Here is a 14,458-nt window from a genome sequence, read left to right as displayed (position 1 = left end):
AGGAGCGAGACGATGAAGTACATGCTGCTGATGCAGTTCAGCGCCGCCGGGACCGACTTCCCGAGCATCGACACCTGGACCCCGGCGGAGGTCCAGGCGCACATCGCGTTCATGGGCGAGGTCAACGAGAAGCTCACCGCCGCCGGGGAGTGGGTCGACGGGCAGGGCCTCGGCGGTCCGCAGCAGGCCCGGATCGTCCGCGCCGGTGAGGGCGGTACGCCGGTGGTCACCGAGGGGCCGTTCGCCGAGACGAAGGAGTTCCTCGCGGGCTTCTGGATCGTCGACTGCGACACCCCGCAGCGGGCGGTGGAGCTGGCTGCGCACATCTCCACCGCCCCCGGTCCGGGTGGCCGCCCGCTGAACATGCCGATCGAGGTGCACCCGGTGATGTCGGCGCCACCACAGGAGCTGTGAACTGACCATCGATCCTCGCGTCGAGGACCTGCTGCGCGAGCTTGCGCCGCAGGTCCTCGGCGTGCTCGCCCGCCGCTTCGGTGACTTCGCCACCGCCGAGGACGCGGTGCAGGAGGCACTGCTGGCCGCCGCGACCCAGTGGCCGACCGAGGGGGTGCCGGACAATCCACGCGGCTGGCTGATCCAGGTCGGCTACCGCAGGATGATCGAGCTGGTCCGCGGCGAGCAGGCCCGACGCCGCCGGGAGGACCTGGTCGCCCGCCGGAACCCCGACGACCAGCGGTACGCGCCGGCCGCGGACGAGGAGTTGACCGCCGAGCGGGACGACACCCTGGTCCTGCTGATGCTCTGCTGCCACCCGGCACTCGCCCCGACGGCTGCGGTGGCACTGACCCTGCGCGCCGTCGGCGGACTCGGCACCGCCGAGATCGCCCGCGCCTTCCTGGTGCCCGAGGCGACAATGGCACAGCGGATCAGCCGGGCCAAGCAGCGCATCCGCGCATCCGGGCTGCCGTTCCGGATGCCCGAACCGGCCGAGCGCGCCGACCGGTTGACGGCCGTCCGCCAGGTGCTGTACCTGGTCTTCACCGAGGGGCACACCAGCAGCACCGGCGCGGACCTGCGCCGGATCGACCTCGCGGCCGAGGCGATCCGGCTGACCCGCGCGCTGCACGCGCTGCTGCCCGACGACAGCGAGTCGGCCGGGCTGCTGGCGTTGATGCTCCTCACCGAGGCACGCGGTCCGGCGCGGACCGGGCCCTCCGGCGAGCTGATCTCCCTGTCCGACCAGGACCGCAGCCGCTGGGACGCAACGGCGATCGCCGAGGGCGTCGACCTGGTCACCCGGGCGCTGCCGCGCGGGCCGGTCGGCCCGTACCAGGTGCAGGCCGCCATCGCCGCGTTGCACGACGAGGCACCGAGCACCGACGCGACCGACTGGCCGCAGATCCTGGCGCTCTACGAGGTGCTGGAACGGCTCGCCGGCAGCCCGGTCGTAGCGCTCAACCGGGCCGTGGCAACCGCCATGGTGCACGGGCCGGCAGCCGGTCTCGCCGCCGTCGACGCGCTGGCCGACGACCCCCGGCTCGCCGGGCACCACCGGCTGCCCGCTGCCCGGGCGCACCTGCACGAGATGGCCGGTGACCGGGAACGGGCGATCCTGGACTACCGGGCCGCCGCGGCGCGCACGAACAGCCTGCCCGAGCAGCGCTACCTCACCATGCGAGCCGCCCGGCTCGCCACCGAGCCCGCACCGGCGCAACCCGAGGGCTGAGACCGACCTGCGGACCCCCGGCAGGGTCAGTGGGGCGGACGCAGTCCGCACGGGGCCCAATCCCAACGGCGGGCGCAGTCCGCACGGCGGGCGCAGTCCGCACGGCGGGCGCAGTCCGCACGGCGGGCGCAGTCCGCACGGCGGGCGCAGTCCGCACGGCGGGCGCAGTCCGCACGGTCCGCCCGGGGAGGAACATCGCGTCAAGGACTGCCTATGGAGCTGATGTCGTAAACGATTCATCCGCCCGACGAACATCCACGCCCGACCAGGACTCCCGATCACCGCGCGCAGACACTCTCCAGGCCGCACAGCCCAGCGGTCGCCGGGCAGGGCCGAGACGGCGTCGGTGCCGGCCTCGACCAGTCGGTGCCCGAAGGCGTCACCCGGCGGGCCTGGGCGTTCGCGGCCGGTAGCCCACCAGCGCCGGCCAGTCGCGACGGCAGCGCAAGCGATCTCGGAAAGCGGCCAACGAGCAGGCAGCCGCGCGGGCCGACAGCCGCGCGGGCCGACAGCCGCGCAGGCCGACAGCCGCGCGGGCAGGCAGGCCGACAGCCACGCAGGCAAAAAACCGGCAATGGGATCACGCCACGAGACCGGGCACGGCTGAATCGTTTGCGACATCAGCTCCAAAGGGGCCGAGTGAGATGTGGCCGGGGTCGTCCGCCGCCCGGCGATGGGGGGCCGCGCGACGACGGTACCTGTTGGATGTCGAACGACGCCGGACGCCGACGATAGCCTGACCAGCGACATCCGCCGTCGAGAAGTCAGGACTGAGGACCGCATGGCGTACGTGCTGCTGGGGATCGCCATCCTCGCCGAGGTGCTGGCGACCAGCCTGCTCAAGAGCACCGAGGGGTTCAGCCGGCTCTGGCCGACGGTCGGCTGCCTTACCGGGTACGTGCTGGCGTTCCTGCTGCTGGCACAGGCGGTCAAGGAGATCCCGGTCGGTGTCGCGTACGCCCTCTGGTCGGGTCTGGGCACCGCGGCCATCGTGGCTATCGGGGCGTTGTTCCTGCACGAGTCGGTCGGGCCGGCCAAGCTCACCGGCATCGCACTGATCATCGCCGGGGTGGTCATCGTGAACCTGACCGGGGAGCACTGAGCAGAGCGAAGGTCCCCCGCCTCCGGTCAGGAAGCGGGGGACCCGTGGGGCACGCTGGAACGACTACTCGCCGTCGAACCTCATGTTGGGCCACCAACCGAACGTCCGCGGCCGGTTCACCCACGACCCGAACGGCGTGGTGAAGCCTCCACTCGTGGTCGAGATAAAGGTGTTCATGCTCAGGCCGTCGTCGGCGTACACGTAGAGCACGGCCAGGTCGTCACGCTTGTCACCGTTGTAGTCACCGGCAGCCAGCTTCATGCTCGCAAAGTGCCCGAAACTGGTCGACGACCAGGATTGGACGGGCGCGTTGAAGGTCCCGTCCGCCTTGCCCGTGAAGGTGTGCAGGCTGGTGCTGCTGGAACCGAGATACTTGAGGACCGCCACGTCACCGCGACCGTCGCCGTTGAAGTCGCCGGCCCTCAGCTTCATGTTGGCGAGTGCGGCGAACGGCTTCTCCTTCGGGGTGGACCAGGAGGTGTACGGGGCGCCGAACGTGCCGTCGGCCCGACCAGGCCAGGTAATGATCGACATGGCTCCACTGTTGGAACCGCTGTACGCGTAGAACAGGGAGGCGTCGGCCCGGCCGTCCCCGTTGACATCCCCGGCGAAGACGGCGGTGCTGTTCCAGTTGCCGAAGGTGGTCGCCCGCCACACCGAGCTCGGGGCGTCGAACCCGCCGTCCGGTCGGGCGATCCAGTTGATCCAGGCTTCGTCGCCGTTGCCCAGCTCATATCCGTAGAAGGCGGTCAGGTCGGCCCGGCCATCACCGTTGAAGTCCCCGGAGGCCATCTTCATGCTGGTGATGTGACCCCAGCCGGCCCCGGCGGTCCAGGATCGGAGCGGCGCGCCGTACTTGCCGTCGGCCTGGGTGATGAACGTGTCGATGGCGAAGCTGCCATCGGCAGCGGTCGACAACGCCACGACGTCCTTGATGCCGTCGCCGTCGAAGTCGTCGTTGAACACCTTGACCCGGTCCCGGTTGTACCGCTTCTCAGTGCTCTTCCACGAACCGATCGGGCTGCCGAACCCGCCGGTCGAGGTCGCCGGGAAGGTGATCGGGGCGGCCTCTCCCGGGTCGTACGTGTACAGGAAGTTCACGTCCTCGTACTTGTCGGTCGCCACACCCTGCGGCATGGTGGCACTGAACCAGGACGCGAGGTCGTCGACCCGGCTGTCCACCGCGTCGCGACGGGTTTCCGTCTCGCCGTAACAGCCGCCCTGCCACGAGCTGTAGTGCACGCCGACCAGCTGCGGCTTGCCGCTCACCACTCGTACGGTGGGGCCGCCGAGGTCACCCCGGCAGATGCCGGTCTGCCCGCTGCCCAGGATGTTCAGGGTGGACGCCCCGACCGCCTGGACCGCGAAGGAGCCGCTGTGCAACTGGTCGGGAACCCAGGCGGTGCCGGTGCGACCGAAGCCGGCGCCGGTGAGCTGCTCACCGGCTGTGGGTGCGGCGCCGAGTGCCACCGGGGCCACGTCGACCCGGCTGTCCAACCGCACGAGCGCGAGGTCACGATCGGGATGCGGCACGATCCGGAAGGCGGACACGACCGCGCCCGTCGAGGCGGTGAGGTCGGGTCGCCCGACGGTGACCGTCGTCGGCTTGGGCGGCTTGCCCGCGACCACGGCCTGACCGTCGAAGCTGAAGCAGCTCTTGGCGGTGAGCACCCACCAGGCGTCGACTACCGAACCGCTGCACGAGCGCTCCAGGGAGCCCACGTCGACCTTGGCGACGAAGGCGAACGACGCGTCGGTGACGGCGGTCCCGCCGGTTACAGCTTGGGCGGGCGAGGCGTTGACGAGCCCCGCCACCAGTGTTGCGGCGAGCAAGCCTGCCTGGGCCGCTCGCCGTCGATAGGACGATGACACTAATGATCCTTTCTGGATCACAAGGCAGGGACGCTGCGCGGCACGCACCAGTGGCGACGTGCGCCGAAGCGCGGCGAGGACACGCCGTACCGCGCTCACCTGGCCGGCTGTCGAGCACGGCGCGCTGGCTCCGGGCGTGTTGAAGCGAGTCGTGCCCGTCGATCGTGGGCACGACTGTGCACAGTCGTACATGAAGGACCCCCGTGGCCCCTGCGGGCTGAACGGTTACCGGAAAGCAACCGCAGGCTCACCTTAGGGATCAATGAATTCATCCACCGCCCCCGTTGGTTGTGTGGAATCCCACAGCATTCGTTCTTGCATGACTTATTCACGATGCGCTATGTGCGCACGTCCCCGAAGGGGAACAGGAGTGGCCGGGCCCACCCGGACCCGGCCACCGTCACGCGCGCTTCCGGGTCAGCCGGCCGCGCAGCTCACCTCCGGTCGGGCGTTGCTGCCGGTCCAGCCGCCGATGAAACCGAAGCTGGTGCTGGCACCGGCGGCCAGCCGGCCGTTGTAGTCCGCATTACGCGCGGTCACCGTGGGTCCGCTGCTGGTCAGCGTCGCATTCCAGGTCTGGGTGACGCTCTGGCCGTTGGCGAACGTCCAGCGGGTGGTCCAGCCCGTGATCGCGGCGGCACCAGCGGTCACCCGAACCTCGCCCTGGAAACCACCCTGCCACTGGTTGGTCACCGTGTAGGTCGCCGTGCAGCCCCCCGCCGGCGGCGGCGTGGTCGGCGGCGGCGTGGTGGGTGGCGGTGTGGTGGGTGGCGGGGTGGTGGGTGGCGGCGTGGTGGGCGGCGGGGTGCCGCCGAAGACGCTCGCCTCCCGAGCGGTCTGCCGGATCCCGTTGGCACCGTTGAAGAGCCGCTGACCCCAGGTGGTCAGGTTGGCCGGGTTGAAGGAGGTGGCCAGGTCGAGATACTCGACGCCGCCACCGTTGCCGCTCCACGACCAGCCCAACCAGCCGATCCCGTTGGCCTGGCTGTACGCGAGGATGGTGTCCTCGTCCGGGTCCCCGTCGGAGTGGTTGAAGCCGAACTCACCGACCACGATGGGCAGCCCCGCCGAGCGGAAACGGCCCAGATAGTCACTGATCTCGGCGGCGGTGTCGAACACCCCGTACATGTGGATCGAGAAGACGGTGTTGCGGGCCGGGTCCGCGGCGAAGACCGACGCGGCGTTGTCCCGCATCGTGAACGACCAGTCCTGCCCCCAGTTCGGCGCGTCCACCATGATGGTGTGGGTCAGCCCACCGGTACGCAGGCGCTTGATCGCGTTGGCGCTGTCGGTGGCCCAGGAGGCGTAGTTCTGGTTGCCGTACGGCTCGTTGCCGATGTTGACGATGACGTATCTCTCCTGGCCGGCGAGGACGTCGGCGAGGCTGAGCCAGTAGTCGACCGCACGGGCGAGGGTGATGGCGCCGCTCTGCTCGCCGTACCCGGTGGTGTCGTGGACCTCCAGCACGCAGATCAGCCGGTTGGCCTTGCACAGTGAGATGACGTTCGCGACGTCGGCGTTGGTGTTGCGGGTCCACCGGTCGCCGCTGGAGAGCACCACCCGCACGGTGTTCGCGCCGAGCGCCTTGACGTCGGCGAACGAGCTGGTCTGCTGTGGATACCAGGTGTGCGCGTGGTTGACGCCGCGCATGACGAATTCGCTGCCGTTGGCGTCGTACAACTTGCCGTTCGCGACGGAGAAGCCGGCGGCGGCGTGCGCCGGTTGGCCGAACGCCAGCATGGCGACGAGCAGCGCGAGCAGCGCCGCGCCGACGGCGGAGAGTCGAGTCTTCATGGCCTTCCTCAGGGAGAACCCCCGGTGCCCGACAGGGGTGGGACGAGACAGGGGAAGGCGGCTGCAGCCCGGCAGCCGCGCCCGGCTCCCGGAACGCAGGCATCAGCGTAGGGCGATGGATTGGCCCGTCGCAACCGGTTCAGTAGGAGAGCCCGGGGCCCGAACAGCCGCAACGGCCCACGCAGGCGCAGGCCGTTACGGGGCGATCATCCCCACCACAGGATGTGCGCCACAGCCGGGTCTTAACCGGTTAAGAGCGACGGTAGGCAGGTCGCCGCGATCCGTCAAGCATCGCCGGAGCCGAACCGGACGGGAGGGTTGACGGTTGCCGACCTGGGTATCCCGGGAACGATCCGCCGGTGGAGAGGAGAAACCAGGATGGTCAGCGTCGGCTACACCCTGATGAGCGAGCAGGCCGGTCCCAAGCAACTGGTGGACCACGCCATCCGAGCCGAAGCAGCCGGCTTCGACCAACTCGTGGTGTCCGATCACTACTACCCCTGGCTGGACTCCCAGGGCCACTCACCGTACGCCTGGTCGGTGCTCGGCGCGGTCGCCCACGCCACCTCCCGCGCGCAGCTGATGTCGTTCGTGACCTGCCCGATCCGGCGCTACCACCCGGCTGTCGTCGCGCAGAAGGCCAGCACGATCGGGGCGCTGTCGGACGGCCGTTTCACCCTGGGCCTCGGGGCTGGCGAGAACCTCAACGAGCACGTGGTCGGCAGCTGGCCCCACGTGCAGCAGCGACACGAGATGTTCGAGGAGGCGTTGCAGATCATCCGGCCACTGCTCAACGGCGAGACGCTGACGTTCTCCGGCAACCACTTCGACGTGCCCGACGCCTATGTCTGGGACCGGCCGGAGCGGCCGGTGCCGATGGCCATCGCCGCGTCCGGTCGGCAGTCCGCGACGTTGGCCGCCGAATACGGCAGCGGCATCATCTCCACCGAACCGGACCGGCACATCATCGAGATGTACGACGACGCCGGGGGCGCCGGCCGGCCTCGCTACGGGCAGGTGGCCATCTGCTACGGCCCCGACGAGGCGGAGTGCCGCAAGATCGTGCACGACCAGTTCCGCTGGTTCGGGATGGGGTGGAAGGTGAACGCCGACCTGCCCGGGCCGGAGTCCTTCGCCGCCGCCACCCAGTTCGTCCGGGAGGAGGACGTCGCCGACGGCATCTCCTGCGGCCCGGACGTGGACGTGCACGTCGAGGCGTTCCGTAAGTTCGTCGACGCGGGCTTCACCCACGTGGCGATCATCCAGGTCGGCGGGGAGACCCAGCCGATGTTCCTGGACTGGGCCCAGGAACAGCTGCTGCCCCGGCTGCGCGAGCTGTGACCCACCCGACGACGATTGGGCAACCTCATGCGTTTCGGTAACACGGAGATCCGCCCACTCGGTGGTGGTTTCGGCTGCCTTCTGATGATCCTCTTCTCGATCGTGGCGTCGGTGGTGCTGACCGTCCTGGTCAACCTGGTGTTCTGAGGGCCCGCACTCCGCTCCGGTCAGCGGCGCAGACCCAGGGCGCCGAGCACCTCCCGGGAGGCCACCCGGGCCGGGTCGAGCACCGCCCGGCGGATCCAGCGGGCCGCCGGCGTGACGGTGGCCCGCCAGACCGCGCGCAGGCCACGCGCCGTCGGCACGACCGTCACCGAGGGCCGTACCGGTCACAGGTCGATGGTCGCCAGGAGTGGATAGTGGTCGGAGGCGGTGTCCGCCGTTCCGCCGCGGATCACCCGGCAGTCACGCACCCGCTCCGCCAGAGCGCGGGTGCCGAGCAGATAGTCCAGGCGCATCCCGGCGAACTCGGCCCCACCGAACCGGGTGGGAACGGTGCGGCCGTCGGCCTCCGGCGCCCCGACGTTGCACCTCGGCCACAGGTCGACCAGGCCGGCGGCGAGCAGCCGGGCGATCGCCCGGGTGTCCACCGCACCGCCGCCCCGACGCAGGTGCCGCCGCCGGTAGAGGGTCGGCATGCCGGCCAGCTGGGCGGTGTGGTCGACGGTCGGGTCGAGCGAGTTGAGGTCACCGGTGAGCAGTGTCAACGGGCCGCGGCTGCGTCGCATCGCGGCGACCAGCCAGTCGACCTCCATCCGCCGCCGCCCCCCGGAGTACGGATAGAGGTGGGTGCCGATGACGGTGAACGGACCGGCGGAGGTGCCCACCACGACGCGGGCGGCGGCGTGGTGGAAGGGCCGGCGCAGGGAGCCCGCGTCGACGACCTGGCACGGCGGACGGACCAGCACGGCGACCGGCTGCCCGAAGCAGGACCGCGCCAGGTGGGGTGTCATCCCCACCCGATCCGCCACGCCTGACATCAGCCCGTCGCGGTCGAAGCCGCGCAGTTCCTGGAGGGCAAGCACGTCCGGTGCCTGCTCGTCGATGACCTCCACCACCCGGTCCAGCCGGTCGGGGCCGCCGCGGTCCCGACCGCCGGTGCGGATGTTCCAGGTCATCACGCGCAGCACGGTGGCTCTCAGTCCGCTCGGCCGGCCCGCGCCAGCTCGTCGTCGAGGGTGTCCACGTCCTCCGACTCGATGGTCGGCTGGTTGCCTTCCTTCAGGTCGGCGTTGGGGCGGATCACGAGGTAGAGCAGCCCGATCCAGAGCGCGGACAGCAGGATCGCTCCCATGAAGTCGGTCGGGTGGTGCATCCCCCGGTACATCCGGGAGGTGGCCACACCGACCGGCATGAGCACGGCCAAACCCACGAAGATCCAACGCCACCAGCGGTCGGTACGCGGGAACACGATCAGGGTGATCGCCAGCCAGACGCAGATCGTGGCCGCGATGTGCCCGGACGGGAACGACGAGGTGGGCATCTGCCCGTCGAGGTTCTCCACCGCCGGACGGGGCCGGTCGACGGCTCGGGCCGACGCGAGGAACAGGGTCAGCTCGCCCACCATCGCCAGCGCCACGAACAGCACCGGCCTCCAGCGCCGCCACACCGCCAGCACCAGCGGGCAGAACACCAGCGAGATCAGCAGGATGGCGTGGGTGTCACCGAACTTGCTCCACCACCAGCTCACCTCGGTCAACACCTCGGTGTGCCGCTCGGCGAACCACTGTGGCACGTCGGTGTCGAGGGTGTCGAGGAAGGTGCCCTTGGCGTAGTAGCTGACGTACATGCCGAAGCCGTACAACGCGCCGAACACGAGCACCCAGCCGACCAGCAGCTCGGCGACCGCGGAGCGGGGGTGGGCCAGCACGTGCTCCTCGGCCGGGGCGGGGGCGATGTCGTGCCCCGCCTCCGGCTCCAGGCCCTCGCTGAGCGGCGGCACGGGCCGGCCGCGTTCGCGACGCCACAGCCGGAAGGCGTACGCGGTGACGCCCAGCCAGGCCGCGCCGAGCAGCCAACCGCCCAGCACGTCCGAGACGAAGTGCACGCCCAGCGCGATCCGGGTCAGACCGATCAGCGCCACCAGGACTCCGACGCCGACGATCGCCGGCTTACGCCAACGGGGCGCCATCGCCGGCAGGAACACCAACAGGAGCGCTCCGTACGCGACGAACGAGCCGAGCGCGTGCCCGCTCGGGAAGCTGTTGCCGGGGGCGCTGGCGATCGGCATGTCCACGATCGGACGGAGCCGGCCGACCAACGTCTTCAGGGACGGGTCCAGGATCAGGCCACCGACCCCGGTGATGATCAGGTAGACGGCGAGCCGAGGCTGTCGCCGGATCAGCAGCCCGACCACGGCGATGGTGACCAACCAGATGAGGATCGGCCGGCCACCCAGGTCGGTCACCGCCTGGAGGACGGTGACGAGTGCGTGATGCGGGGCGACGAGCCCGTTGAACCACTCGGCGGCGGCGTGGTCGGCGTCCTGCAGAGGGCTCCAGCGCAGCCGCACGAGCATCAACAGCAGCGCGAAGGCCACCCCGGCGCCGGTGACGGCCACCAGGCCGGCGATGCTCCGTTCGGCGAAATGCCCGACCGGGCGCCGTGCCACCTCTTTGACCGCGGTCACCCCGCACCTCCCTTGTCGGCTCTGGCGAGGCGCTTTACCCGATCTGCGTCGCGCGTACACGCGAGGCGTTGCTACAGGGCGGTCATGTCCCCGGTGTCGAGCAGTTCGGCCCGCTCGGTGTCGGGCTCCCACAGGTCCGGTTGGGCTGGCTCCTGCACGCCGATGCGCAGCGCCTCCAGTTGGGCGGCGAACGCCAGTCCACCGAAGAGCGCCATGCCGGTCAGGTTGGCCCAGAGCAGCAGCGCCATCATGCCGGTCAACGCGCCGTAGGTCTGCCCGAAGCCGCCACTGAATCGCACGTACGCGGCGAGCAGCAGGCTGGCCAGCCACCACAGCGCGGTGGCGATGCCGGCGCCGAAGAACAGCCAGGACAGGCCGGGTTGGTTGCGGCGCGGGGCGTGCCGGAACAGCACGGCGACGGCGGCGACGGTCAGCCCGAGGCTCAGCGGGAAACGGACGACGTCCCAGATGCCGTGGGCGAGCCCACCCCACTCGTAGTGCCTGCGCACCGAGTCGCCCATCGCACCGCCGCCGACCAGGATGAGGAAGCCGGCGAGCGCGGGCAGGCCGGCGGTGACGGCCAGCACGGCGGCACGCACGTACTTGCGCAGCGCCGGGCGGTCCCGTTCGACGCCGTAGATGCGGTTGGCGCCCCGCTCGATCTGGGCCATCGTGGTGGTCAGCGCGAACAGCCCGGTGAGCAGACCGAGGGTCAGCGCCAGCTCGCCGGCGTCCTCGACGCGCTCGCCTTCCCCGAGTAGCTCGGCGACCATCTGCGAACTCTGGCCCGGGGTGAGCGCCAGGACGGTGTCGGCGACCACCTCGCCGCCCTCCTCGACGCCCAGCTCGCTGATCAGCCCGGTGAGGGCGATCAGGAACGGCACCACGGCGAGACAGAGTTGCAGTGCGAAGGCCCGGGCGTGGCTGAACCCGTCGCCGTAGCGGAACCGGATGAAGGCGTCGCGCAGCAGGTGCCAGCCGCCCTGACGGCGCAGTGTGTGCCAGGCGTCGTCGGCGGACAGCTCCTCGTCGGCCATCAGCCGGGTCTCCGGCACGATGCGGGTGCTACTCACGGCGCGCTTCCTCGATCAGCTGCTCGCCCCGCTCTCCGGCACCCTGCGCGTCGACGGCCAGGTCGGGGGCGTCCTCCGGCTGGGGGACGCAGAGCCAGAGCGCCTCCGGCCGGATCTCCGCCCGGAGCTGCCGGCCCGGGGGGATGAGGTCACCGTCCAGCTCACGCGGCTGGGCCCGGTTGCTGGTGATCACCACTCGTCGGCCCCGGAAGACCTCCATTCGCGGCACCTCACCGCGGCGACGGATCACCGCCCAGCCGAGCGCGAGCCAGTGCCGCAGGCTGTGCGGGGTGAGCACGGCGACGTCGAGCCAACCGTCGTCCGGCTCGGCCTCGGTGAGCAGGGTTACTCCGCCCTGGAGCCGGCCGACGTTGGCGATCAGCACCGAGCGTGCTCGGCGGCGTACCGGGGGGCGGTCGTCGATGCGGATCTGCACCCGCATCGGCCGGTCCCGGAGGTGGCGGGCGGCACCCATCACGTACGCGGGCCAGCCGATGCGGGCCTTGGTGGTCTCGTTGGTGGCTTCGAGCATCTGCGCGTCGAAGCCCATGCCCGCCATCACGGTGAAGTACTTGTCCTCGACGGCGCCGACGTCGAGCAGTCGCCGGCCGCGCTCGACGGCGACCTGCAACCCGGCGGCCAGGTCGGTGGAGAGGCCCAGGTTGGCGGCGAGCAGGTTGCCGGTGCCCTGAGGCAGCACGGCCAGGGCCACGTCCGTGCCCACCAGCCCGCTGACGCAGGACATCACGGTGCCGTCGCCGCCGCAGGCGAAGACCAGGTCGACGCCGTCCTTGACGGCCTGTTCGGTCTGGCCACGGCCCGGGTCGTCGGGGGTCGTCTCGTACCACTGCGGCGCCGGCCAGCCGGCGGCCGCCAGGGCGTCGTCGACGGTCCGGCGCAGCTCGTCGAGATCGTCGACCTTCACCGGGTTGACCACCACGGCGGAGCGCAGCCCGCCGTCGCCGCCCGCGGGCCGCCTGTCCTGTCCAGCATCCACGGGCGCCAGTGTGCAGCAACCGGGCGGCTTCAGCGACCCGACGACCCGTCGCCGTCGGAAGCGCCACAGACAGGTTTCAACGCGCGCACACCCGTCAGGCGGCTGCCCGGAGCGCGGCCTCCACCCGACGGCGTAGGTCATCGAGGTCGATCCCGGACTCGGTGAGCACCAACGCGCCCAGCCCCTGCCCCTCGCGGAGCACGCCGAGCAGGATGTGCTCGGTGCCGATGTGCTTGTGACGCAGACGCAGCGCCTCCCGCAGGGACAACTCCAGCGCCTTCTTGGACCGGGGTGAGAACGGGCCGCCGAGGTACCGCTTGCGCCCCCAGCGCCGGCGCGGTGCCGGCACGGCCTCGCGTAGCGCGTCCGGGCCGAAGGACTGCTCGATGCGGGCCACTATCGCGGCCAGGTCGATGCCGATCTCCCGCAGGGCGGCTGCGTCCGCGTCGCCGAGGCCGGCGCCGTCGCTGGTGGTGTGCCGGCGCACGCGTTCGCGCAGGTCGTCGGCGCGCACGCCGGCGTCGGCGAGCACCCGGCTGGCCAGGCCCACGTCGTCGGCGAGCAGGGCGAGCAGCAGGTGCTCGGTGCCGACCGGCCGTCGGCCCTCGGTCCGTGCCTCCTCCAGCGCCCGCCGCACCACGTCGCGCGCCCGGTCGGTGAACCGTTCGAACATCACGCCTCCCACGATGAGTTGACCGCCGGTCGCCCGGCGTGCTTCTTGTGCACCGCCTGCCGGCTGACCTCGAGCGCGTCGGCGATCTCCTGCCAGGACCAGCCCTGTCGACGGGCGTTGTCCACCTGGACCACCTCGAGCCGCTCGAGCAGCCGGCGAAGCGCGCGGACGGCGCGCAGCCCGACCCGGGGGTCGGTGCTGCCGGCTGCCGCCGCGAGTTCTGTCGCCTGACTCATGCCGTCAACATACGTTGACATCACAACGATTGTCAACCCTAGTTGACGCGGCCGAGGTGCCGGCCGATCCGGCCCGCCACCGTGCTCACCCGACTACCCTCGGTCAGGGACAGTGTGGTCGTGCCGGGCGCGACGCCCGGGAGGTGATATCGGATGGCCGTACCCGCCGACGCGGCGGTGGTGGTCGGCCTCGGGTCGACCCTCGACCTCCCGGTCGTCGAACAGGCCGCGCAGGAGGCCGCCGGCCACCACCGGCCGCTGCATCTGCTGAACACCTTCGACTGGCAGGCGGCCTTCGCCGCGAACTCCGTCGCCGCACCCCGCGACGAGGCCGAGAAGCTGATCACCACGGCGGCCCAACTCGCCCACCAGGCCGAGCCGGGGCTGACCGTCAGCAGCGAGATCGTCGAGAGCGCCATGCTGCCCACCCTGATCCGCCGGTCGGAGACGGCCTTCCTACTGGCGGTCGGCGACAGCGGAATGGCCGGCAGCGGTCAGTGCGTCCCCGCCGACACCCCCGCCGTGCAGCTGGCCGCCCGGGCCGGCTGCCCCCTGCTCGTGGTACGCCGCGAGCCGCCCCCGCAGGGCCCGGTGCTGGTCGGGGTGGACGGCTCACCCAGCTCGCATCTCGCGCTGCAATGGGCCCTGCAGTGCGCAGCCCGCAGGGAGAGCCGGCTGCTGGCCCTGCGGGCGGTGGAGTACGACGAAGACACCGACGCGGTCACCGAGCAACTCCGCGAGACGCTGAACCGGCACGCCGGCCGCCACAGCTCGGTGCCCATCGAGTGCCGTGTCGTCCGAGGTGATCCCGCCGAGGTGCTGATCGAGGCCTCCCGATCGGCGCAGGTGGCGCTCGTCGCCGCCCGTGGCGACGAACCGGGCCGAGCCATGTTGGGGGCGGTGGCCCAATCGCTGCTCTACCACTCTCCGGCCCCGGTCGTGGTCGTCCGTGGCCTGGCCGAGGAACCGCTGACCGGGCCCGACGCCCACCCGACCCAGGACCAACGGCCCTGACCCCGGGGCATCCGCAGCAGCGAGGCTGAAGCCCGGAAGC

General features: G+C 71.1%; 14 protein-coding genes. 5 read left to right on the top strand and 9 right to left on the bottom strand.

What is annotated here, in order from left to right; genetic code table 11:
• Positions 1-12 precede the first annotated feature (12 nt).
• The 3 genes from O7614_RS10225 to O7614_RS10215 all read left to right on the top strand — a co-directional run bounded on the left by O7614_RS10225 (position 13) and on the right by O7614_RS10215 (position 2,789).
• Positions 13-414: a YciI family protein gene (locus O7614_RS10225; RefSeq protein ID WP_278138218.1), complete on the top strand. Its 402-nt coding sequence runs from the start codon at positions 13-15 to the stop codon at positions 412-414.
• 1 nt (position 415) lies between these two features.
• Complete coding sequence (locus O7614_RS10220; protein WP_278142211.1) at positions 416-1,687, top strand: sigma-70 family RNA polymerase sigma factor; 1,272 nt, start codon at positions 416-418, stop codon at positions 1,685-1,687.
• A 781-nt stretch (positions 1,688-2,468) separates the two neighbouring features.
• Positions 2,469-2,789 (top strand): multidrug efflux SMR transporter, encoded by a 321-nt coding sequence (locus O7614_RS10215; protein ID WP_278138217.1) that lies wholly within the window; start codon positions 2,469-2,471, stop codon positions 2,787-2,789.
• Positions 2,790-2,852: 63 nt separating this feature from the next.
• Here O7614_RS10215 and O7614_RS10210 read toward each other — a convergent pair whose 3' ends face one another.
• Both O7614_RS10210 and O7614_RS10205 read right to left on the bottom strand, forming a co-directional pair.
• On the bottom strand, positions 2,853-4,661 hold the full coding sequence (locus O7614_RS10210; RefSeq protein ID WP_278138216.1) for an FG-GAP-like repeat-containing protein: 1,809 nt from the start codon (positions 4,659-4,661) through the stop codon (positions 2,853-2,855).
• A gap of 417 nt (positions 4,662-5,078) precedes the next feature.
• On the bottom strand, positions 5,079-6,455 hold the full coding sequence (locus O7614_RS10205; protein ID WP_278138215.1) for a cellulase family glycosylhydrolase: 1,377 nt from the start codon (positions 6,453-6,455) through the stop codon (positions 5,079-5,081).
• Positions 6,456-6,833: 378 nt separating this feature from the next.
• Between O7614_RS10205 and O7614_RS10200 the strand changes: the two genes are divergently transcribed.
• Positions 6,834-7,796 (top strand): TIGR03557 family F420-dependent LLM class oxidoreductase, encoded by a 963-nt coding sequence (locus O7614_RS10200; protein ID WP_278138214.1) that lies wholly within the window; start codon positions 6,834-6,836, stop codon positions 7,794-7,796.
• A 167-nt stretch (positions 7,797-7,963) separates the two neighbouring features.
• Here O7614_RS10200 and O7614_RS10195 read toward each other — a convergent pair whose 3' ends face one another.
• From O7614_RS10195 to O7614_RS10165, 7 genes are all read right to left on the bottom strand, one after another.
• Positions 7,964-8,101 (bottom strand): hypothetical protein, encoded by a 138-nt coding sequence (locus O7614_RS10195; protein ID WP_278138213.1) that lies wholly within the window; start codon positions 8,099-8,101, stop codon positions 7,964-7,966.
• A 24-nt stretch (positions 8,102-8,125) separates the two neighbouring features.
• Complete coding sequence (locus O7614_RS10190; protein ID WP_278138212.1) at positions 8,126-8,926, bottom strand: endonuclease/exonuclease/phosphatase family protein; 801 nt, start codon at positions 8,924-8,926, stop codon at positions 8,126-8,128.
• Positions 8,927-8,934: 8 nt separating this feature from the next.
• Positions 8,935-10,425, bottom strand: a complete 1,491-nt coding sequence (locus O7614_RS10185; RefSeq protein ID WP_278138211.1) for a phosphatase PAP2 family protein — start codon at positions 10,423-10,425, stop codon at positions 8,935-8,937.
• A 71-nt stretch (positions 10,426-10,496) separates the two neighbouring features.
• Positions 10,497-11,498, bottom strand: a complete 1,002-nt coding sequence (locus O7614_RS10180; RefSeq protein ID WP_278138210.1) for a YihY/virulence factor BrkB family protein — start codon at positions 11,496-11,498, stop codon at positions 10,497-10,499.
• Entirely contained in the window at positions 11,491-12,495 is a 1,005-nt protein-coding gene (locus tag O7614_RS10175) for a diacylglycerol kinase family protein (protein WP_278138209.1), read from the bottom strand. The genes O7614_RS10180 and O7614_RS10175 overlap by 8 nt, the downstream gene beginning before the upstream one ends.
• Before the next feature lie 94 nt (positions 12,496-12,589).
• Positions 12,590-13,168, bottom strand: a complete 579-nt coding sequence (locus tag O7614_RS10170) for a Clp protease N-terminal domain-containing protein (RefSeq protein WP_278142210.1) — start codon at positions 13,166-13,168, stop codon at positions 12,590-12,592.
• Positions 13,168-13,404, bottom strand: coding sequence for an HTH domain-containing protein (locus O7614_RS10165; RefSeq protein ID WP_007457155.1), 237 nt, complete (start codon positions 13,402-13,404; stop codon positions 13,168-13,170). Before O7614_RS10165 ends, O7614_RS10170 begins: the two co-directional genes overlap by 1 nt.
• Positions 13,405-13,557: 153 nt before the next feature.
• Between O7614_RS10165 and O7614_RS10160 the strand changes: the two genes are divergently transcribed.
• Positions 13,558-14,418, top strand: a complete 861-nt coding sequence (locus O7614_RS10160; protein ID WP_278138208.1) for a universal stress protein — start codon at positions 13,558-13,560, stop codon at positions 14,416-14,418.
• Positions 14,419-14,458: the final 40 nt, after the last annotated feature.

Origin of the sequence: Micromonospora sp. WMMD961 (assembly GCF_029626145.1) — a bacterium.
Classification (GTDB): Bacteria; Actinomycetota; Actinomycetes; order Mycobacteriales; family Micromonosporaceae; genus Micromonospora.
This window is presented reverse-complemented; position numbering and strand designations above follow the sequence as displayed.

What these genes read in the sequence shown, in the direction of transcription:
- O7614_RS10225 (WP_278138218.1), top strand. Translation starts at nt 13, where the DNA reads ATGAAGTACATGCTGCTGATGCAGTTCAGCGCCGCCGGGACCGACTTC.
- O7614_RS10215 (WP_278138217.1), top strand. Translation starts at nt 2,469, where the DNA reads ATGGCGTACGTGCTGCTGGGGATCGCCATCCTCGCCGAGGTGCTGGCG.
- O7614_RS10205 (WP_278138215.1), bottom strand. Translation starts at nt 6,455, where the DNA reads ATGAAGACTCGACTCTCCGCCGTCGGCGCGGCGCTGCTCGCGCTGCTC.
- O7614_RS10200 (WP_278138214.1), top strand. Translation starts at nt 6,834, where the DNA reads ATGGTCAGCGTCGGCTACACCCTGATGAGCGAGCAGGCCGGTCCCAAG.
- O7614_RS10170 (WP_278142210.1), bottom strand. Translation starts at nt 13,168, where the DNA reads ATGTTCGAACGGTTCACCGACCGGGCGCGCGACGTGGTGCGGCGGGCG.
- O7614_RS10165 (WP_007457155.1), bottom strand. Translation starts at nt 13,404, where the DNA reads ATGAGTCAGGCGACAGAACTCGCGGCGGCAGCCGGCAGCACCGACCCC.
- O7614_RS10160 (WP_278138208.1), top strand. Translation starts at nt 13,558, where the DNA reads ATGGCCGTACCCGCCGACGCGGCGGTGGTGGTCGGCCTCGGGTCGACC.